The 19,312-nt window shown below is 62.1% G+C and carries 20 protein-coding genes; 12 read left to right on the forward strand and 8 right to left on the reverse strand.

Features of this window, described 5'->3' with window-relative positions:
- Position 1: 1 nt before the first annotated feature.
- Positions 2-598 carry a thiamine pyrophosphate-dependent enzyme gene (locus tag RhoFasB10_RS19920; RefSeq protein WP_167678171.1) on the reverse strand — a complete coding sequence of 199 codons (597 nt, stop codon included), beginning with the start codon at positions 596-598 and terminating at the stop codon, positions 2-4.
- Entirely contained in the window at positions 595-1,128 is a 534-nt protein-coding gene (locus RhoFasB10_RS19925; RefSeq protein ID WP_167678173.1) for a thiamine pyrophosphate-binding protein, read from the reverse strand. Before RhoFasB10_RS19925 ends, RhoFasB10_RS19920 begins: the two co-directional genes overlap by 4 nt.
- 118 nt (positions 1,129-1,246) lie before the next feature.
- Here RhoFasB10_RS19925 and RhoFasB10_RS19930 point away from each other — a divergent pair, with 118 nt between their 5' ends.
- From RhoFasB10_RS19930 to RhoFasB10_RS19945, 4 genes are read left to right on the forward strand one after another with little or no spacing between them, the layout of a single operon-like run.
- On the forward strand, positions 1,247-2,200 hold the full coding sequence (locus tag RhoFasB10_RS19930) for a LysR family transcriptional regulator (protein WP_167678175.1): 954 nt from the start codon (positions 1,247-1,249) through the stop codon (positions 2,198-2,200).
- A 58-nt stretch (positions 2,201-2,258) separates the two neighbouring features.
- Positions 2,259-3,143: a MaoC/PaaZ C-terminal domain-containing protein gene (locus RhoFasB10_RS19935; protein ID WP_167678177.1), complete on the forward strand. Its 885-nt coding sequence runs from the start codon at positions 2,259-2,261 to the stop codon at positions 3,141-3,143.
- The gene (locus RhoFasB10_RS19940) at positions 3,140-3,952 is read left to right on the forward strand and encodes a CoA ester lyase (RefSeq protein ID WP_167678179.1); all 813 of its coding nucleotides are present in this window, start codon (positions 3,140-3,142) and stop codon (positions 3,950-3,952) included. Before RhoFasB10_RS19935 ends, RhoFasB10_RS19940 begins: the two co-directional genes overlap by 4 nt.
- A gap of 3 nt (positions 3,953-3,955) precedes the next feature.
- On the forward strand, positions 3,956-4,768 hold the full coding sequence (locus tag RhoFasB10_RS19945) for an alpha/beta fold hydrolase (protein WP_167678181.1): 813 nt from the start codon (positions 3,956-3,958) through the stop codon (positions 4,766-4,768).
- A gap of 3 nt (positions 4,769-4,771) precedes the next feature.
- On the opposite strand, the gene RhoFasB10_RS19950 is transcribed toward RhoFasB10_RS19945, so the two are convergent.
- Positions 4,772-5,464, reverse strand: a complete 693-nt coding sequence (locus RhoFasB10_RS19950; protein ID WP_167678183.1) for a GntR family transcriptional regulator — start codon at positions 5,462-5,464, stop codon at positions 4,772-4,774.
- 160 nt (positions 5,465-5,624) lie between these two features.
- Between RhoFasB10_RS19950 and RhoFasB10_RS19955 the strand changes: the two genes are divergently transcribed.
- From RhoFasB10_RS19955 to RhoFasB10_RS19980, 6 genes are all read left to right on the forward strand, one after another.
- A complete protein-coding gene (locus RhoFasB10_RS19955; protein WP_167678185.1) occupies positions 5,625-7,034 on the forward strand; it encodes an MFS transporter in 1,410 nt (469 codons plus the stop codon).
- A 123-nt stretch (positions 7,035-7,157) separates the two neighbouring features.
- Positions 7,158-7,829: a response regulator transcription factor gene (locus RhoFasB10_RS19960; RefSeq protein WP_167678187.1), complete on the forward strand. Its 672-nt coding sequence runs from the start codon at positions 7,158-7,160 to the stop codon at positions 7,827-7,829.
- Between the two features lie 143 nt (positions 7,830-7,972).
- Positions 7,973-9,340, forward strand: a complete 1,368-nt coding sequence (locus RhoFasB10_RS26825; RefSeq protein ID WP_167678189.1) for a HAMP domain-containing sensor histidine kinase — start codon at positions 7,973-7,975, stop codon at positions 9,338-9,340.
- Positions 9,340-10,281: a TAXI family TRAP transporter solute-binding subunit gene (locus RhoFasB10_RS19970; protein ID WP_167678233.1), complete on the forward strand. Its 942-nt coding sequence runs from the start codon at positions 9,340-9,342 to the stop codon at positions 10,279-10,281. Before RhoFasB10_RS26825 ends, RhoFasB10_RS19970 begins: the two co-directional genes overlap by 1 nt.
- 109 nt (positions 10,282-10,390) lie before the next feature.
- On the forward strand, positions 10,391-11,545 hold the full coding sequence (locus RhoFasB10_RS19975; RefSeq protein ID WP_167678235.1) for an acyl-CoA dehydrogenase family protein: 1,155 nt from the start codon (positions 10,391-10,393) through the stop codon (positions 11,543-11,545).
- A 29-nt stretch (positions 11,546-11,574) separates the two neighbouring features.
- On the forward strand, positions 11,575-12,312 hold the full coding sequence (locus RhoFasB10_RS19980; protein WP_167678191.1) for a GntR family transcriptional regulator: 738 nt from the start codon (positions 11,575-11,577) through the stop codon (positions 12,310-12,312).
- 9 nt (positions 12,313-12,321) lie between these two features.
- Here the strand turns inward: RhoFasB10_RS19980 and RhoFasB10_RS19985 are convergent, their stop codons facing one another.
- Entirely contained in the window at positions 12,322-12,642 is a 321-nt protein-coding gene (locus RhoFasB10_RS19985; RefSeq protein WP_240931324.1) for a WhiB family transcriptional regulator, read from the reverse strand.
- Positions 12,643-12,923: 281 nt separating this feature from the next.
- On the opposite strand from RhoFasB10_RS19985, the gene RhoFasB10_RS19990 reads away from it, so the two are divergent.
- Positions 12,924-14,114: a CaiB/BaiF CoA-transferase family protein gene (locus RhoFasB10_RS19990; RefSeq protein ID WP_167678239.1), complete on the forward strand. Its 1,191-nt coding sequence runs from the start codon at positions 12,924-12,926 to the stop codon at positions 14,112-14,114.
- Between the two features lie 486 nt (positions 14,115-14,600).
- On the opposite strand, the gene RhoFasB10_RS19995 is transcribed toward RhoFasB10_RS19990, so the two are convergent.
- The 4 genes from RhoFasB10_RS19995 to RhoFasB10_RS20010 all read right to left on the reverse strand — a co-directional run bounded on the left by RhoFasB10_RS19995 (position 14,601) and on the right by RhoFasB10_RS20010 (position 18,732).
- A complete protein-coding gene (locus RhoFasB10_RS19995) occupies positions 14,601-16,088 on the reverse strand; it encodes a hypothetical protein (RefSeq protein ID WP_167678192.1) in 1,488 nt (495 codons plus the stop codon).
- 34 nt (positions 16,089-16,122) lie between these two features.
- The gene (locus tag RhoFasB10_RS20000; RefSeq protein WP_167678194.1) at positions 16,123-16,473 is read right to left on the reverse strand and encodes a helix-turn-helix transcriptional regulator; all 351 of its coding nucleotides are present in this window, start codon (positions 16,471-16,473) and stop codon (positions 16,123-16,125) included.
- Positions 16,474-16,475: 2 nt separating this feature from the next.
- Positions 16,476-17,624 (reverse strand): tyrosine-type recombinase/integrase, encoded by a 1,149-nt coding sequence (locus tag RhoFasB10_RS26480; RefSeq protein WP_167678196.1) that lies wholly within the window; start codon positions 17,622-17,624, stop codon positions 16,476-16,478.
- A 922-nt stretch (positions 17,625-18,546) separates the two neighbouring features.
- Complete coding sequence (locus tag RhoFasB10_RS20010) at positions 18,547-18,732, reverse strand: hypothetical protein (protein ID WP_068423393.1); 186 nt, start codon at positions 18,730-18,732, stop codon at positions 18,547-18,549.
- Between the two features lie 115 nt (positions 18,733-18,847).
- On the opposite strand from RhoFasB10_RS20010, the gene RhoFasB10_RS20015 reads away from it, so the two are divergent.
- A complete protein-coding gene (locus tag RhoFasB10_RS20015) occupies positions 18,848-19,312 on the forward strand; it encodes an SRPBCC family protein (protein WP_167678198.1) in 465 nt (154 codons plus the stop codon).

The raw sequence follows: 19,312 nt of genomic DNA on the forward strand, positions 1-19,312 counted from the left end.
ATCAGAAGGTAGTGAAACCGAGTGCTGCGCGGACCTTGTTCTTCACTGCGACACCGTCGCGAGGAGGTAGCGCGCGCGGGGGTTCGCCCGTGTCGATCAAGACCTGGAAGAAGCTGGTCTGGTTGCGGGCTACCACTGCCCCGGCGATCGTCTTAGCGCCGGCCATCGAATCGATCGTCTCCGAATGCGGGATGCCGAATCCGGTTGCCACAGCGGAGAGGCTCGTGCCGAGACTCGAGTGGCTGCGCTGCATTCCGGTCTCGCCGAAGTGGCCGTTGTCCAGCACGACAATGGTCAGGTTGGGCGGCGCTTTCACTGCTACCGATCCGAGCGTGCCCACCCCCATCAACTGCTCGCCGTCCCCCGTGATGACGATGACCGATTCGTCGGGCTGAGCAAGCGCGAGGCCCAGTCCGACCGGTACTGCGGCACCCATTGCGCCCCACAGGTAGAAGTTCCGGTCGCGCTCGCCCTGTGCGAAGACGTCGTACGACGGCGACCCGAGGCCGGTGACGACCAAGGCATCCGGCGTGTCGGCGAGAAGGGCGCCGACGAACTCGCGGCGGTCGAGTGTGTAGATGCTGTTCGTCTCGTTCATTTGCGTTCCCACTTCTTTCGTCCGATCAGGGTCTGTCCGAGGAGTACGGCAACGCGTTCTCCGGCGAGAAATGCGGTGTCGAACGCGGCGGAGACGACCTCGCCGACTTCCTCGGGCTGATCTGCTCGAAACACCGTGATGCCCATCAATTCCAGCGCCTCCTGTGTCGCCGAACCCATCGGGATCTGCCACGGGTTGAACTCGGCATACTCGCCTCGCATCGTCACGAGGGTGAGGAATGGAAAGCGGCACATCTCGAGCAGGGAGAACATGTTGACGCAGTTGCCGACTCCGCTGCTCTGCATCAGCAGCACAGCTCGTTGACCGCCGAGCCATGCACCACTGACGACGCCGACGCCTTCTTCTTCGGTGGTGAGCACGACGTCCTCGATGGTCGGATCGTCGATGGCGGCGCGGATTGCATAGGAGTGCCCCGCGTCCGGAACGTAGGCGATTTGTTTCACGTCACCGGCGCGAAGAACGTCGAACACCTCCTTCTGCCAAGCGGGCGCTGTGTTCGTCGAGCTCATGTAGTACTCCATCTTCCGAAGCGGCTGTTGTTCAACCCATCATGGACTGACATACTTGAAGGGCGGTAATGCCAATTTGGAATGGCTTGATGACCCTCAGGAATGGGAGCAATGCCGAATGGAGATAAGACAACTGCGCGCAATGATCGCGGTGGCGGACACCGGGAGTGTCACGCGGGCGGCCAAGGTCTTGCATGTCGTGCAACCCGCAGTGACGCGCCAAATTGCATCGCTGGAGGGTGAACTCGGCGTTGCGCTGTTCGAACGCACGCGGGCGGGGATGCGGCTGACGCCAGCGGGGGAGCAAGTCCTCGACCGTGCTCGTCGAGCACTCTACGAGTTGGATCGCGCGCGGGAGGAGGCCAGCGCCAGTGGCGACGATCTTCGCGGGTTGGTGACGATCGGTCTGCTTCCGAGTTCTGCGCACATAATCGGCCCGCGCATTGCAGCGGAGGTGGCTGCGGCGCACCCGGGCATCCGGCTTCGGCTGACGTCGGGGTACGCCGGTTACCTGGCGAAATGGTTGGAGGGGGGAGACGTGGACGTGGCGTTGCTTTTCGATCAGCCGCTCCCGGAGGGATTCCGCACCACCGAGGTCGCCGTCGAGGAGATACGGGCAATCGCTCCCCCCGGCGTGATCGTCTCCGGCGGTCCGATGGCGCTCGCCGAAGTCCTCAATCGTCCGTTGATTCTTCCGAGCGCTCCGCACGGTCTACGCACCCTGATCGAGTCGGCGGCGGCCAAACTCGGGGTGGTGCTCGAGGTCCCTTTCGAGACGAACGAAGTCGGTCTGCAGCGCTCGCTGGTCGCGGAAGTTCACGGATGGTCCCTGCTCCCGTCGAGTGCGGTGAACGGTTCGTTTGCCTCAGAATCCGTTGTCACGGTGGTCACCGAACCGACTCTCACACGCACGCTGGTTCTCGCTCGTCCGAGTGGCCGCCGGTCCGTCGCGGCCGATGCCGTTGCGATCCTTCTGGGAAGAACTATCGACGGCATCGTGGCAAGCGATGTGTGGGCGCCCATCGGGGTATCGGCGTACTCGACGATCTCCACAACTGAAAAGTCCGACTAGACCTCTCCTGCATGTAGAATATTTTCTACAAAAGATTTTCATTACGGAAGAGCGCGCGATGACCCAGAACGACACAGTCGAGGCGATCGAACTCGCGAAGTACGCCGACGGATGGACGCCCGACACCGTCGAGACCACCGACGTGGTGCACCTCGAACGGCTTGTCCAACTAGCTCGCACACTGGACCTGGACGAGTCACGTTTCACCGACGGGACAGCCCCGATCCTCGGCCACTGGACAGCATTTCAGGACTGGCCCCCTACCTCCGAACTCGGACTGGACGGACATCCGGCCGAAGGACATTTCTACCCGCCGATTCCCGACCGGCGCCGAATGTTCGCAGGCTCCACCATCACCGCACACGAAGACCTGCGCATCGACACCCCTACACTGCGCCGCTCCTCGGTGGAGTCCGTGACACCCAAGCGCGGCAAGACCGGCGAAATGTTGTTCGTCGTCGTCCGGCACGACTTCGAGCAGGCCGGCCGGCTGTGCCGCACCGAGCAGCAACAGATCGTGTACCGCAGCGACAGCGGCGGACCGACCCGAAAATTCGAGAAAGCAACGACCCAGGTCGAGCCATCGAACGATTCGAACTGGGCGACAACACGTTCCGTTCCACCGCCGACGCTTTTTCGCTACAGCGCGCTCACCGCGAACGCACACCGCATCCACTACGACACGCCCTACGCAACCGGCGTCGAGGGATACCCGGGCCTCGTCGTGCATGGACCGCTTCTGGCGACATTGATGGCTGATCTGGTGGGCCGGGCATGGGGTGACTCCCGAGTGGCGCAGTTCTCCTTCCGACTCGCCCACCCGCTGTTCGCGAACGAACTCTTCGTCGTCGAAGGCTCCGCGGCCGAGGACGGTCAATCCGCCGTACTGAAGGTCACAGGTTCGGTCGCCGCGGCAGCATCCGCCACTGCGGTGAGACGATGAGCACGACGCTCGCGCAGCGAGCAGCGGTGGCGCGGACGTTCCTGTTCGTACCGGGAACGAGACCTGAACGTTTCGACAAGGCCGCCGAGTCCGGAGCGGACCTGGTCATTCTCGACCTGGAGGACGCTGTTGCAGGCGGCGACAAGGACAGCGCACGCGAGAATATTGTCGAATGGTTACGCGGCGGCCGGGAGGCGGTGGTACGCATCAACTCGCGGACCTCTTCGCACTGGCCAGCAGATATCGCGGCAATAGTCGCAACGGGCGCTGCGGTCATGGTCCCCAAAGCCGACGATCCATCAGTCCTTGCCGACCTCGCAGAACGGGCCCCGGTCATCGCCCTGATCGAGACTGCTCGCGGAGTACTCGCAGCTCCCGCGATCTCGTCAGTGCCAGGAGTTGTTCGCACAGCCCTCGGGCACATCGACCTGGCCGCCGAATTGGGGGTCGACCCCGATGAGCGACAGGCGCTCCTCACGGCTCGATCGTCGCTGGTCCTCGCGGCAGCCGCGGCCGGGATCGACTCGCCGATCGACGGAGTGACCACTGATTTGACTGACCCGAAGGTTCTCGAGGCGGATGTCCTGTATGGAAAATCGTTGGGCTTCAGCGGCAAACTATGTATCCACCCATCGCAGATCGGGACTGCCCAGACGGCATTGACGCCGACACCGGACGAAGTCGCCTGGGCCGAGAAGATCAGGGCGTCGCTGCCCGCGGACAGCGGGGTCGCCAACGTGGACGGACACATGGTCGATCCACCAGTACTCGCCCGCGCGGCAAGAATTCTCGCCACGGCAACGAGGTAGCAAATGCGAGGTCAGTACCGAGAGCTCATGCGCGCCGAGGGCGGTGCGCGGATCGAACTTCAGGTCACCGGATCGGGTCCTCCGCTGCTCCTGCTCCCGGGCCAGGCGAACAACCATCACTGGTGGGACCGCGTGCGCGCGGACTATTCCGAGGTCTACACGGTCGTGACCTTCGACTACCGGGGGACGGGGCACAGCACGCTCGGGACCGACCCGCTGAGCACGAGAATGCTTGCGCAGGATGTTGTTCGGTGCCTCGACACGCTGGGGATATCTCGGTGCCACGTCTTCGGAACGTCGATGGGAGGACGAGTGGCGCAGTGGTTCGCCGTCGACGCACCGACTCGCGTCGACCGACTCGTGCTGGGATGCACGACGCCGGGCGGTCCCAACGCGGTCGAACGATCGGAAGAAGTACGCATGTCTCTGATCGCGGATTCGACCAGTACCCGAGATGTCCTGGTCTCGTTGATGTACTCCGACCGATTCCTGGCCCATGTACCGCCGCCCTACTTCACCCTCGGTGATGCGAGCATGACACCCGAGGCGCGAGCGGCACATATGGGTGCCAGCGCGGCCCACGACGCCTGGGGCATGTTGCCCGCGATCGCATCTCCTACGCTGATTTTGCACGGAACCGAGGACCTGCTCGCACCGGTGATCAACAGCGACCTGCTCTCGTCTCGGATCCCTGACGCCGCGATTCTGACTTTTCCCGGCGTCCGGCACGCCTTCTTCGAAGAGCGCGCAGCGCAGACCTTCGACGCTATCGCCCACTTCACGAATGTGCCCACCGGCTCGCTCCTGGGCCGCTGACCTCTACTTCTTAGACTGCTGGTTGTGCATGTTCTGCACGTGCGCTGTGAGGAGACGGCCCGCATCGAGGATGTGTGCCGCCATGGCGGCGCGTGCACCGTCCGGATCGCCTGCGGCAAGTAATTCGACGATGCGGCGGTGGTCTCGGGCGGAGGCTTCCGGCCATCCGGTGATCGCAGCGAAGAATGTGCGGGGCGCGTACCCCAGAGTCGACCCCACGAGCCACTGCAGCTTCGGGCTGTCGCCCAGCGCATAGACAGTACGATGAAACGCATGATTGAGGCGTTCCACCTCATCGTAATTCTTCACTCTCGCAGCCTTTTCGAGCTTGTCCTGAATCACGTCGAGGCCAGCAACCACCGAGGCGTCTATGTGGGTAGCCGCGCGCGCAGTGAGTTCTCCGGCCAGCAATGCCTGCGCAGTGAACACGTCGTCGATGTCCTTCGGGTCCAAAGGGGCGACGACGAAGCCCTTGCGAGGCATGACCCGAAGGAACCCCTCCGACTGTAGAACGAGGAGACCTTCTCGCGCCGGGGTGGCGCTGATGTCGAGTTCGTCGGCGACCGATTCGGAACGGATGAACTCGCCTGCACGCAGCTCACCTGCGAGAATTCGTTCGCGAACGTGCGCTGCAGCCTCATCGCTCAGACGTAACCGTCGCCGCGGGCGGCGCTCCTCCGGATCGCTCGGACTCATGAATATATAGTGTACTCACTCGTGACAAAGACTATCGCGGACATCGACGAGTGAATCTTAAGGCGACGTAAGGTTCCGGTAGAAAGCCTTCCCCTTTCGTGTGATCGCAACCACAGTGACTACAAGCACTGCATCAGGTCACAAGAAAGGTCACCGCACCATGGCCACAAAGCCTTCCGAACAACCGGCGCATCCACGGAACAAGGTCGTCGGCAACGTTATTCGTGGTTGCGTCGGCAACCTCGTCGAGTGGTACGACTGGTTCGTCTACGCAGCATTCAGCGTGTTCTTCGCGCCGGCGTTCTTTCCCAGCGAGGACCCGACCGCACAGCTGCTGAGCACGGCTGTCGTGTTCGCCGTGGGCTTCCTCATGCGCCCACTCGGCGGCTACATCCTCGGGCGTTACGCCGACAAGTACGGCCGTAAGAATGCGTTGACACTATCGGTGTGCATGATGGCGGCAGGTTCACTGCTCATCGCGGTCGCACCCAGTTACGCAGCGATCGGTATCGCCGCGCCTGTCATTCTGGTCGTCGCACGTCTCATACAGGGATTGTCGGTCGGCGGCGAGTTCGGATCGAGCTCTGCCTACCTGTCCGAGGTCGCGACGCCGGCACGACGCGGGTTCTTCTCCAGCTTCCAGTACGTCTCGATCATCCTGGGTCAGCTCACGGCACTCTTCATCCAGATCGTCCTGCTGCAGGTCCTGACCCGTGAGCAGATGATGGATTGGGGCTGGCGCGTTCCATTCGTTATCGGCGCCATAGCCGCCATCGTGGTCATGTTCATTCGCCGCGGCATGGAAGAGTCCGAGCAGTACATCGAAGAGAAGGAACGAGCGGCAGCGTCGGGAACCAAGCCCGAAGGCTCCCTCCGCACCTTGTTCAAGTACCCCAAGCAACTCGCACTCGTGTTCGGCCTGACCATCGGCGGCACCATCGCGTTCTACACGTTCACCACATACCTGCAGAAGTACATGATCAACACCTCCGGCATCGACGCCAAAACTGTCGCGTGGATCAACTTCATCGCACTGTTCTGCTACATGTGCATGCAACCACTGGTCGGTGCGTTGTCCGACAAGATCGGTCGACGCAAGGTCATGATCGCATTCGGTGTCGGCGGAGCGTTCCTGACCGTCCCGATTCTCACCGCACTCGGCGCCACCACCAATCCGATCACCGCGTTCTTACTGATGATGTGCGGCCTGACGATCGTGACCTTCTACAGCGCGCTCAGCGCCATCGTCAAGGCCGAGATGTTCCCGACGAAGGTACGCGCCCTTGGCGTCGGCCTGCCCCACGCACTGACGGCAGCGGTGTTCGGCGGTACTGCGGAACCGATCGCACTCGGGCTCAAGCAGGCTGGGTTCGAAAGCGCCTATTTCTACTACGTGTCTGCTTGCGCTGCCCTGACTCTCGTCGCGGCACTGATCATGAAAGAGACACGAGGAAGCTCGACCCTCGACCCCAACGGTATCGTTCCGGAGACGCCTGCATCAACGGTGCAGGACGGCGCCGATAACGACGGTCGCGCTGTAGCCGGAAGCGTATCGTCACCGAAGAGCTAGAACAGCTGCCGATGGCCCCCTGATCAGGATCACTGCCGCCGACCGTGTCCGTCACGGTCGGCGGCATCGTCGGTACGCGCGAGAGAACCGGCGGGGCCGGCAAAAAGATTGCAGGAGCGCGAAGTGAACATCGCATTGGTGGAGGACGACGACTCGGTAGCCGCGGCCGTCTCCGCAGGGCTTCGCAGATTCGGCCACCGAGTAGCGGTTTTCGGACGCGGTGGCGACCTACTTCTCGACCACAAAAGCGCGGACTTCGTGATCCTCGATTTGGGTCTGCCCGATCAGGACGGAATGGAAATACTCCGCCAGTTGCGCACCATCACCTCGATTCCCGTCATCGTCCTCACCGCGCGGGGCGACGAACGAAGCGTGGTGCGAGGACTGCGGCTCGGGGCAGATGACTATCTCGTGAAGCCGGCGCGGCTGGCCGAACTGGTAGCACGCATCGACGTGATACACCGTCGAAGTGCGCGGGACGAATCCGCGCCGGTCGAGACTGTCACAAGCGGGGACATTGTCGTTGATCTTACCAGCAGAACGGTGTCGGTAGCAGGCGAGCCGATTGCATTGACCACCAAAGAATTCGCGATCGTAGCGATGCTTGTGGAATCACCGGGGGCAGCGGTCAGCCGGGAGGAGATCCTCGACCGTGTGTGGGGAGATGCTTTCGCCACGGTGAGTCGGTCCTTGGACGTACACGTGGCGGGGTTGCGAGCCAAATTGAAACGGCCCGGCACCATTTCGACAATCCGCGGCTTCGGCTATCGATGGATCGAACCGAGCGGTAACTGATGCGCACCCGACTTGTCCTGGTGCTGCTCGTCCTCGGGACGATCGCCCTCACCGCTTTCGCAGTACCCCTGGCTCTGACGGTCTCTGAGTCGCGAACTCGCGCCTTCGTAGCGACCAGGGACAGTGACGTCCAACGATTTGCAGTGATCGCCGAACAATACGTGACCACCGGCGAGCTCACCGGATTGCAATTGGAGGCCGACAGCTACCGAACCGTCTACGGCGACCCGGTTCTGGTTGTGTCCACGCGCGGCATCGCGGACTATTCCGCAGGAATGAACGTCGATGAGCGCGTCGCGGACGCTATCGCGCGAGGTCTGCGCAACGAGCGCAGTACCGACCTGGACCGGCTGACACCCTTTCGATCCGACCCCGTGCTGTTCGTACGACCTGTCGGAACGGGTGCACAAGTGAACGGGGCAGTGGTCATCGAGGCGTCCACCCTCGACGCTCGTGGCGACATACTTCGAGGGTGGCTGGTGATCGCCGCCGGATTCGTTCTCGCGATGGCCATGTTCGTGGCTCTCTCGCTCGCCCTCGGGAGATGGGTCCTCTCGCCGTTGTCCTCACTGGCGTCGTCGATGCGGGAATTCGAGACAAAATTGCCGTTTCGAGGAGATGATTCGCCATCGGCGTCGGGCAGTCGCCCTCGATCGATCGACAACGGCGGTGGCCCGCCCGAGATCCGCAGTTTGGCACGCACATTCGGAAGCCTGATGGATTCGGTCGTCGGCGCCGTGGACTCACAAGAGCGGCTCGTCGCCGAGACCGCCCATCAACTGCGAAACCCGCTCACCGCACTTCAATTCCGCATCGACATGCTCAGCGCCGACGTGCCCGACAGACTGAGCGATGACATGAGAATCATCGGCGCCGAAGCAGAGCGCCTACACGTCATCCTCGACGAGTTGCTGAGTTATGCATCTGCGCATACCCCTGCACTACCGGGAGGAGGAGTGGCCGAGGATTGCGGTGTCAACGCGGTTTTGCTCGATCGCGTCGACTTCTGGTCTCTGGTGGTGCGCGAACGGGGTGCACAGATCGAGATCGGTTCCGAGCCCGACCACGAAACGAGGGTTCGAATTCGGGAATCGGACCTCACTCAGATCTTGGACGTACTGTTCGACAACGCAACCAAACATGCGGGTGACGGTGTCCGAATTGTGGCCGGAGTCGCGATACTGCCGCCGCGCCGGGGCCTGGACGATCGCGAGCCGAGTCGAATCCTGGTGACAGTGGAGGACACCGGAGTCGGTGTCGAGGCGGATGCACTCGGTTCCCTCACAGACCCGTTCGTGTCGACGGGACACGGCGCTGGACTCGGCCTGTCCATCGTTGCTGCCTTGATTCGACGAGCGAACGGAGACATCAGGTTCGACCGAAGTCCCCTAGGAGGCCTACGGGTGCAGATAACTCTTCCACGCTCACCACAGGGCTTGAGTTCGGCGCCTGCACGGAGTGCCGAGTACCTAGGTGCCACCGTCGCGGACCCTGCATCGGACAGGCCGTGATGCTGAACCGTCGGCAGTTTCTGCTGGGAGCGGCGGGAGCGGGGATCTCGTTTCCGCTCCTGTCCTGCTCGAGTGAATCATCGACGGTGCACCTTGCGTCGGGTGAACCGGGCGGCTTTCAAGCTGCCTTCGCCGAGTTGCTCGGTACAGCATCGGCCCAGCACGACCCGCGGGTGATTTTGGTGAATCAGAACACCAACGGTTCGGTCCGTAATCTGCAGATGTTGGCGAACGGCGAAACCGACTTGGGATTGAGCCTCGCCGATGCCGCCGCCGACGCGGCCAGCCGGACGCCTGAGCTGCGGGCGATCGGACGGGTGTACGCGAACTACGTTCAACTCGCGGTCGCCGCAGACAGTCCGGTTCGAGCGTTCGACGACCTCATCGGCCAGCCGGTAAGCCTGGGCGCGAGTGGATCTGGCACCGAAGCCACGGGCATGCGATTGCTCGATGCTCTCGGACTGACCCCGTCGGATGTGCTGTTGACGCCGGTGTCCTTGACCACCGTTCTCGATTCGTTGGCGGACGGCACGGTCGCTGCCGCTATGTGGGCCGGCGGTGTCCCGACGCCTGCCGCGGTGCCGCGGCCCGGTTATGGCCCACCTTCAGGGATCCGTCTGATCGACCTCGGTGCAGCTGTGGGTCCGTTGCGTAAGAAGTACGGTGCCCTCTACGAACCCGTCTCGCTGGCGCCCGGTTTGTACGGAGCCGACAACACCGAAACGCCGACGATCGGGATACCCAGTCTGCTGGTGACGACGTCCAGGCTTGCCGACAACGTCGCATCGGCGCTTGTCGACATTCTGATCGAGCACGCGGCCGCGTTGATTCCAGCCGGAACCGCGGGTGCTCAGTTTTTGGACAGCCAGTCTCTGATCCAGACCTACGGGGTCCCTATGCATCCGAGCGCCGAGGCCGCCTTCCGACGACACCACGGGTGACCGCAGTGATGGGCGGCCGGTTGACAATTAAATGTATTCAGCGCAAAATGGCCGTACAAATAAGTGCAGCCGGGTCAGACCCGACTCTGACGACTCGGAAGCAGTAATGATGAGCCTCAAGCTGAACGACGAAGAAGCTTTTCTGGTGGAGACCGTTCGAAAGTTCGTTGACCGCGAGGTCAAGCCCACCGTGCAGGAGGTCGAGCACGCGAACGCGTACCCGGAGAAGTGGATCGAGCAGATGAAGCAGATCGGCATCTACGGTCTCGCTGTTCCGGAGGAATACGGCGGGTCCCCGGTGACGATGCCCTGCTACGTCCATGTCACCGAGGAACTTGCACGAGGCTGGATGAGTCTGGCAGGTGCAATGGGCGGGCACACGGTTGTGGCCAAACTGATCACGCTCTACGGAACCGAAACGCAGAAGCAGAAATACCTGCCGAAGATGGCAACGGGAGAGATCCGCGCAACGATGGCCCTCACCGAGCCCAGCGGTGGATCCGACCTGCAGGCAATGTCGACCAACGCCAAGACTGACGGCGACGATTTGGTCATCAACGGCGCCAAGACCTGGATCACCAACGCCCGCCGCTCGGGCGTGATTGCTCTGCTGTGCAAGACCGATCCGTCCGCGACCCCACGTCACAAGGGCATCTCCATCGTGCTCGTCGAGCACGGACCAGGCCTGAACGTATCGCGGGACCTGCCGAAACTGGGATACAAAGGTGTCGAGACATGCGAATTGTCGTTCGACAACTACCGCATCTCAGCCGACGCGATTCTCGGCGGCACACCTGGTGCAGGCTTCGCACAGATGATGAAAGGGCTCGAGACCGGCCGTATTCAGGTGGCCTGCCGTGCACTTGGCGTCGCAGCCGCCGCACTGGAAGACTCCCTTGCCTATGCACAGCAGCGCGAAAGCTTCGGCAAGCCGATCTGGAAGCACCAATCCGTCGGAAACTACCTGGCCAACATGGCAACCAAGCTCACCGCCGCACGTCAGCTGACGCTGCATGCGGCCGAGAAGTTCGACAGTGGAGAACGCTGCGACATGGAAGCGGGCATGGCCAAGCTGTTCGCATCCGAGGTCGCCATGGAAGTCGCACTCGACGCGGTCCGCATCCACGGGGGCTACGGATACTCCACCGAGTACGACGTGGAACGCTACTTCCGCGACGCGCCGTTGATGATCGTCGGCGAGGGCACCAACGAGATTCAGCGCAACGTGATCGCGAGCCAACTCGTTTCACGCGGAAAGCGCTGACCAACGGACAGCGTTAGTATCTGTTGGTCATGACTGCAGCCGAACGTCCGTCTCAGCCCGTCTACCGCACCGTCGCGAACAAGCTCCGAAGCGACATAGCTGCGGGTACGTACAAGAACGGCGTTCGGCTTCCCACCGAATCCGAATTGGCGTCGGAATTCGGTGCGAGCCGACAGACCATTCGCCGAGCATTCCACGACCTGGTCTCCGAAGGCATCGTTCATCGGGTACCCGGCCGTGGAACCTTCGCGACCGAACACAACAGCCGCTACCTTCGGCAACTCGGGTCGATCGAGGACCTGATGAACCTGTCGACGGATACGACGATGGACATCGTGAGTCCGCTTCGGCGGCAGGTGAATATCGAGGCGGCCAGCAGACTGCGTCTCGACACCGACGTGGTGTACGGGGTGACGTTTCGCCGTGTGCACGACAGTGTGCCTTTCGTGCACACTAGGGTGTTTTTGCCGGAGGCTGTTGCCAGGCACGTGCTCGATTCACCCGAGCTGATGGAGGGAGCGTCGAGCACGTCCACCCTGATCGGGTTGCTCGAGCCTCATCTCGATGCGCCGATCGCTCGTGCGGACCAATCGATCACGGTCGCGCCCGCCACGGCCGAGGTTGCAGAAGTAGTGAACTGCGATACCGGGCATGCCATGTTGCGGGTGGATCGTCTGTACTCCAACGACAGAGACGAGCTCTGCGAGCTCGCGCTGAGCTACTTCCTTCCGGAGCATTACACGTACCGCATCACCTTGCGCAGATAGATCGCCGCGTCAAGCCGACGCGGCAATGTCGAACCGGTACGGCTTCTTGACATAACGCCGTTCGCTCTCGGACAGGCCGCCCCAGATGCCGTGACTCTCCTGCGTTAGAACGGCTTCGGCGCGGCACCGCATCAGCACCGGGCAGTCGCCGCATACGCGTTTCGCGAGGAATTCGCGGTGCTCCCGCGACTCAGCCCCTTCTTTCTCGGGTGGGAAGAAGAGATCGGTGTCGTAGCCATTGCACCGCGCGAAGCGTTGCCATGCCATCTCGGGATCGGGGGCGGGGAGTCGTTCACGCCAGGTCGACAGAAGAGAGGGGAACGGCAGCATCGGGTCCTCCGAAGTACGGCGAAACGGGTGATCGCACAGCGAGCACGCGTACAGCCCGCGAAAGTAGTAAAGCATTCGAAGGCGTCCAAATCAAGCCATTGGCCGTACATTTTGTACGAGACCGGCCGAGTCTTGTGTAGTTCCGACAGATGGCTCCGAGCAGGAGGACTGAATGATAACCAAGTCAGGGGCCTCGGCAGACTGTTGCGCTTAGGCTAGTTGTTCTTGACTAGTGTGCGCCCTTTATGACAATGTGGCCGTACATTTGAAAGGTGGACACCATGACAGCCCCATCCTCTTTGCCGCTTGACGGCATCACAGTCGTCAGCATCGAGCAGGCGGTCGCTGCACCGTTTGCGACGCGCCAGCTTGCTGATCTGGGGGCGCGGGTGATCAAGGTGGAGAGGCCCGAAGGCGGTGATTTCGCGCGACGGTACGACGAGTCCGTGAACGGTGAAGCCAGCTACTTCGTGTGGCTCAACAGGTCCAAAGAATCGTTGACACTCGATCTCAAGACCGACGCCGGACGCGACGTGCTCGAGAAACTCCTGGCGACAGCGGACGTATTCGTTCAAAACCTCGCACCTGGAGCAGCGGCGAGAATGAAGCTCGACGCGCAATCGCTCCAACAACGTTTCCCCTCCATAATCCCCTGCGATGTCTCGGGGTACGGGAACACCGGCCCGTGGGCCGACCGTAAGGCGTACGACATGCTCATCCAAGGTGAGACCGGTTTGATGTCGCTGACCGGGCCCGATCCGGTGCCATCGAAGGTGGGGATCTCGATCGCTGACATCTCCGCAGGTATGTACGCCTACAGTGGCATCCTCACAGCGCTCTACACACGCGCGACCACAGGTGTTGCGCGCGCAGTGGAAGTAGCGTTGTTCGAAGCGCTCGGCGAGTGGATGGGTTCGCCTGCCTATTACACTGAATACGGTGGTTTACAACCGAAACGAGTCGGTGCCGAACACGCCACGATTACCCCGTACGGTCCATTTCCTGCTTCGGACGGCACAGTGCTGTTGTCCATTCAGAACGAACGCGAGTGGTTGGGATTCTGCACCGACGTGCTCGGCGATGCGTCGTTGGCGAGCGATCCGCGCTTCGCTCGAAATTCTGCGAGGGTGGCCCATCGCGAAGAGTGCAATGCGCTCATTTCCGCAAAGACCGAGTTGCTGTCGACCGAATCCCTCCTCGAGAAACTCGACAAGGTCGGCATTGCCAACGGCAAACTTGGGGATATCACCGACTTCCTCGAACATCCATCACTTACAGGACGTGGTCGTTGGGGTGAGGTGGATACACCGGGGGGCGCGGTGCGCGCGCTTCTGCCGCCCGCAAACCTGAGCGGTGTGCAGCCCCGGTTCGACCCAGTTCCGGCCTTGGGTGCACATACAGACTCGATACTCGGCGAAATCGGATTCAGCGAACTCGATATCGATGGGTTACGTTCTGCCTCCGCAATCTGAGTTTCCGATCGATTGGTCCGGTGATGAGCAATGGGGAGCAGGTTGGATCCGCCGAACGCTCCATCTGAAGGTTTTTGAATCGCCGAGTCGAGCCCCCATGACCGGACACGGTCGAGCATGTCGGCGCGGTGCAGCGCAGTGGCCAGGCAGGTCGCAGTGGGCAGTGGGCACTGGGCAGTCGAAGGTGCATGCCTTAGACGAACACCAAGGCAGACGCGATCTGGGCAGTGACCAGAACACAGTAGTGGCGTGTTACGGGATGTGCAGATCAACCAACAGGGTGACGCAAGCAGTCGAGGCGGTCCTGATGGTTGATGGACACAAACGATAGCGGTGGCCGATTGAGTCATCAGATGCGACATGCAGCATTTTTACTGGTAACCCTGCATATCAAAACTGGTCGTATTGCTTCGCGCTCGGATGCCGGCGCAGGGGCACCGCCGTCAGCACTCCCTGAAAGCGCCGTGACTGCTTAAGTCGCGTGTTCTAGGGTTCCGAGTTCTCGTGCAGAGTTGGGTAGGCGCTCCAGGCGGTGCCGATGGTGAGGGCGTGGCGTTCGGTCGTGCCGGGGTTGAAGCCGAATTGGTTGGCGACGATCGCGGGCGGGATGGTCCTGAGTAGTTCGCGCATGGCGCTGTTGCGCGCGCCTATGAGGTCAATTCCGTTGTTGCGCAACTGTTTCATCATGGTTTGGGGATTCAGGTGCTGCCCTGGCGATCTTCCGGGGAACAGCCACGGCGATGTGTGGTTGGATGCGGTGTTCATGTGCGGCCGCCGTCTGGTCAGGGCGGTGATCGGTGCCGCGAGTGATGCGGGGATCGAGAGTGGATCGGCGTTGAAATTGATCATGACCTGCCCGTCGTCGGCGGTAGCGATCACGTCGAGGGGGAGTGCTGCGATGCGTGTGACCGGCTGGGCGCATACCAGCAGCAGAACGGCCGCCGCTTGAACCCAAATCGGGGTATCTGGGCGCTGCAGTGTGTCGACGAGCTGCGTGTAGCGGTCGGTGTCGCTGGAGACGGGTGTGCGACGGGACGTGCGGTGAGGGAAAATCAAGTCTGGAGTCATGTGCTGGTGGCGGGTGCACCACCGGACGAACATCATGGCCGAGCTTCGGGTGGTCGGGCCGGTGGCGATCCACGTGTCGATGTCTGCCTGGGTCGCGGATCCGAGTTCCAGGCTGCGGTTGTGGAGCCAGTTGACGAAGTCGATTGCGACGGTGATTTCCTGCTTGGCGCTGAGGATCGCTCCTTCGGGAAGTGGTGCCCGTTCGGCGCGGGTTCGAAGTTTGCGCAGGTGATTCCAGTTTGCGAAGCCGGCGATGGTGTCGCGGGCTTGCCGGATATCCGTGGTGGCGAGTTTGGTGTCGATCCAGCTGGTGAATCGGTCGAGGTTGCGGTCGTAGGCGGGCAGGATGCCGCAGCGGACGAACAGGTCTCGCAGGTGGCGGCCGATCCGCGGGGAGGTGTGGTCAGCGAAGGTGGCATGGGTGATGGGGTAGCGGCGGGTGGTGATGCCGGTGAGGAGGTCGAGCACGTCAGGGTTGCGCAGCCAGATCATGGCGCTGCGTGGGTTTTCCTGGGTGGTCAGCGCCTCGAGCAACGGCTGTAGTTCGGGTGTGATCTCGTCGGCGTCGGGTGCGGTGAACAGATCGGTGAGGTCATCGGTGAGGCAGCAGCGGGCGCAGAGTCCGCGGCGGTGCGGTTCGTCCTGATCCCCGCATCGGGTGCAGGTCAGGCGTGGATCGTCGATGCCTGCGCAGTCGGTGCAGATCGGCTTGCCGCGGGTGTCGAGGCCGGGCAGGAGTCTGTTCGGTAGGGCGCAACAGGGGCAGACGCCGCGGCACCGGGTGGCTCGTTGGTAGCAGCGGCGACAGACGAAGCCTTCCGGCCAACGCACTCGTCGGCGTTGGTTGGTGTCGCCGCACCGGGCGCATAGATATTGCGACGCAATGGTATTGCTGGTGCTTGTCATGACGCGATCCATTCGTAACAGGTGCGGCGAACTTCTACTGCGGCGATCCGGGACGGTGGATGCGGGCGCGTTTGGGTCGCACCGATGGATCGGGAACTGCGGCGATCGCTGGACCGCGTGTGCCGCTGACTGTTCGGCGTGACGGGGTGGCGTCGACGCGGAAGTCGCACAAGTCTTCGGTGGTGCAGTCGAGGACATGGCATAGTGCGCCAAGCAGCGCCAGCGGCAGTCTGTCGGGGGTGTTTCCGAGAAGGCGGTAGAGCTGGGAGGCGGACAGTTCGATCCCGACTTCATGCAGTGGGGTCATCAGGTCCGAGATGTTGTTCATTCCGCGTGCGGCCATGACTTCCCGCAGGCGCCATTGATATCCGATGCGGTACTGCATGATCAGAACTCCTTCTGTTGTTGCGCGGTAGTATTTTTCGCGGCGGTGAGGCGGTCTGCGGCGGACTGTAAGGCCGAGGCGACAATTCGTGTGCGATAGTCGGGGGAGACGAAGGTGTAGATCGATGTGGTGGATGCGTGTTCGTGGCCGACCTGCTCTTGGACGAACCGAGTGTCGTAGCCGGATTCGACTAGCATGCTCACGTAAGACCGGCGCAGCGAGTGGAAGTCCAGTCCTGGATCGGTGAGTCCTGCCTGGTCGCAGAGTGCGGCGAAACTGGTCGAGATGGCTCCGGCGCTGATCCGATCTGATCGTTCGGTGGGGAACAATGCCGCGCTGGTGCGTCCGAAGGCGGGGCGGGCGTGCTCGATCCATTGCTCGAGGCAGTCGATGACCCACGCTGTTTCTGGAACGGTGAGCACTCCGCGGCGTTTGGGTGGTGATCCCTTGCTGGGTTTGCCGTATCGGACGTAGCAGACGCCGAACTGGCCGAATTGCGGAGCCCGTGGGTTCGGGCCGAAGTCGGACAGGTCGAGCATGCGAGTTTCGTTGCGGCGCAGGCCCCATGCATAGGCGACTTTCGTCATGGTCGCAGTCCGGAAAGCGACCATGGGGCCCTTGACGCCGGCGTCTCGGCGCTGTTCGACGAGGTCGTCCGCGGTGTCGCACAGGTCCTGCAGCTCGTCGACTGTGTAGGCGCGTTTGCGTGGATCACGTGCGCCTTCTTGAACGTGACGGGCCGAGTTCGACTCGAAGATGATCTGCACCGGATATGTACCGAATCGGTGTTCGCACTGGGGGATCCACCCATAGGCGGGATCGGTCAGATATGCCATGAACTGCCGGATCGCGCCCTGGTAGCCCAGGACTGTGCTGTGCGCGGCACCGCTGATTCCGCGGAGTTCGGCGACCCAGTCGTCCGCCTGCGTCGCGGTCCACTCCCACGGCCCGTCCACGTCACAGAAGTCTCTAAATCGACGCAGGACCGAGATTCGACTCGCGGTGGTGCCCGGGGAGAGGTTGCGTGCCAACTGTTGCCGCGTCCAGCCAGTCAGCATTGCCTCGAACACCGCTTCGGCTGGTCGCAGTACAGCGACCCCGTCGGCCAGCTGCAACTGCGCCGCGCCAGGCGGTAGCTCACCACGACTCATCGACAGACCCCCCAGTCATTCGCATGATGCGCGAAAGTCTCGCACAATCTGCGAATCACTGCACGTCGTAGCAGGTCACAGCTACTGCCGATCTCGGCCAGATTCAACGCCGCACCCTGCGCGGCCACCAAACAATCCGTCCCTGGCCGAGCTAGTATCGGCATCGCTCCAGGTAGCTGCTTCGAAACTGCGTTCAGGAACGCAGCCATCGGGGTGGGGTTCGAGTTCGCACTTCCTGCGACTCGCGACAGATAGCTTGACATAATCTAAAATATCGGTGAGTTCGATTAGGACGTGCCGGGCATACCGCTGTTTGCGACAGATGCGCTCAGGGCTGGCGACGTTCGTCGAATCGACGCCCTCTGGATGGAGGCGCGACGGAAGTAGCGTCATGATGGAGTTGCGCAATCGATGGGATGTGTTCGGTGTCGGCGGGCGTCCACTGCTGTCCGGCCTCGGACTCGGGTGCGGAACTTTGGCGGCACTCTTTCTCTGAATCGACGCGGTTCCCTCTCTGTGACGTGTCACATCGGATCCGCGCTGTAGTAGCTCGAGGCTTACGGGTGCCGTGGACACTCGACTCCTGAATGGATCTGGCTACTTGAAGGCTGTCATCTCTGGCGCCAAGTTGTGGTGGACTGCTCGCCGCCCGAACTTGCATGGACTATGTCGAATCTGCGAAGACGCTCGACCCCGGAATCGGCTCAACACTTACTCAACACTTTGGCGGCCATCCTTGTGGTTCCAGATACATTGCGATGGACTCTCGATTCCACGAAACCGCAGATCAGAGGGTGTGCATGGATCCACTGCGGTCTGCGGACACCTTCGAGCTACTACCAAGAGGTTAGGGGTTCGAATCCCTTCGGGCGCACAACAGAAGCCCCCGAGCTGCCATCAGCGGCTCGGGGGCTTCTTCGTTCTATTCGTCCCGATCGTTGTTCTGGAACTCGTCGGCGACGTTCGAGACAGCCTCCGCGGGACCGGACTCGTCGTCGTCCCGTGTGTCCGGGTCGCTCTTGGACACGCTCGACTCGGGCAGCCCCTCGTCGGTGTAGCGCTTGGCTTCGTCGATGGCCTCTTGTGCTCGTTCGATCTTGTCCGTCACGGTGTTCCTCCTTCTAGTCCACGTACGTCCGAAGCGGATACCCGAAGGCGCGGTACTTATGTCTCACAGCGGCCACGCGCGTTTGCCGGAATCCCGAACCGGGCACAGTCCAGTCATGAGCGACAACACCAAAGTCACTGTCGAACGCGTCATCGAAGCGCCCGTCGACGCGGTTTTCGACGTCCTGTCCAATCCGGAGCGTCACCCGGCGCTCGACGGCTCCGGCTTCGTCCGCAGCGTCGATCACGCCGATCGGATCAAGGCCGTCGGCGAGAAGTTCACGATGAACATGCAGGGTGACCACATGGGCGGCGAATACCAGACCGACAACCACGTCACCGGTTACGCGAAGGACAAGCTGCTGGCGTGGAAGACCGCTCCTGCCGGAACCGAGCCTCCCGGATGGGAATGGTTGTGGCAGTTGGAGTCTCAGGGACCGAACGAGACATTGGTGCGCCACACCTACGACTGGTCGAACGTGACCGACAAGAAGCTGCTCGAGCAGGTGAAGTTCCCCCTCGTCACGAAGGAGCAGCTGACGGACACCCTCGGGCGACTCGCAGCCGAAGCCACGTCCTGA

It is taken from the genome of Rhodococcus sp. B10 (assembly GCF_011770055.1).
Classification (GTDB): Bacteria; Actinomycetota; Actinomycetes; order Mycobacteriales; family Mycobacteriaceae; genus Rhodococcoides; species Rhodococcoides kyotonensis_B.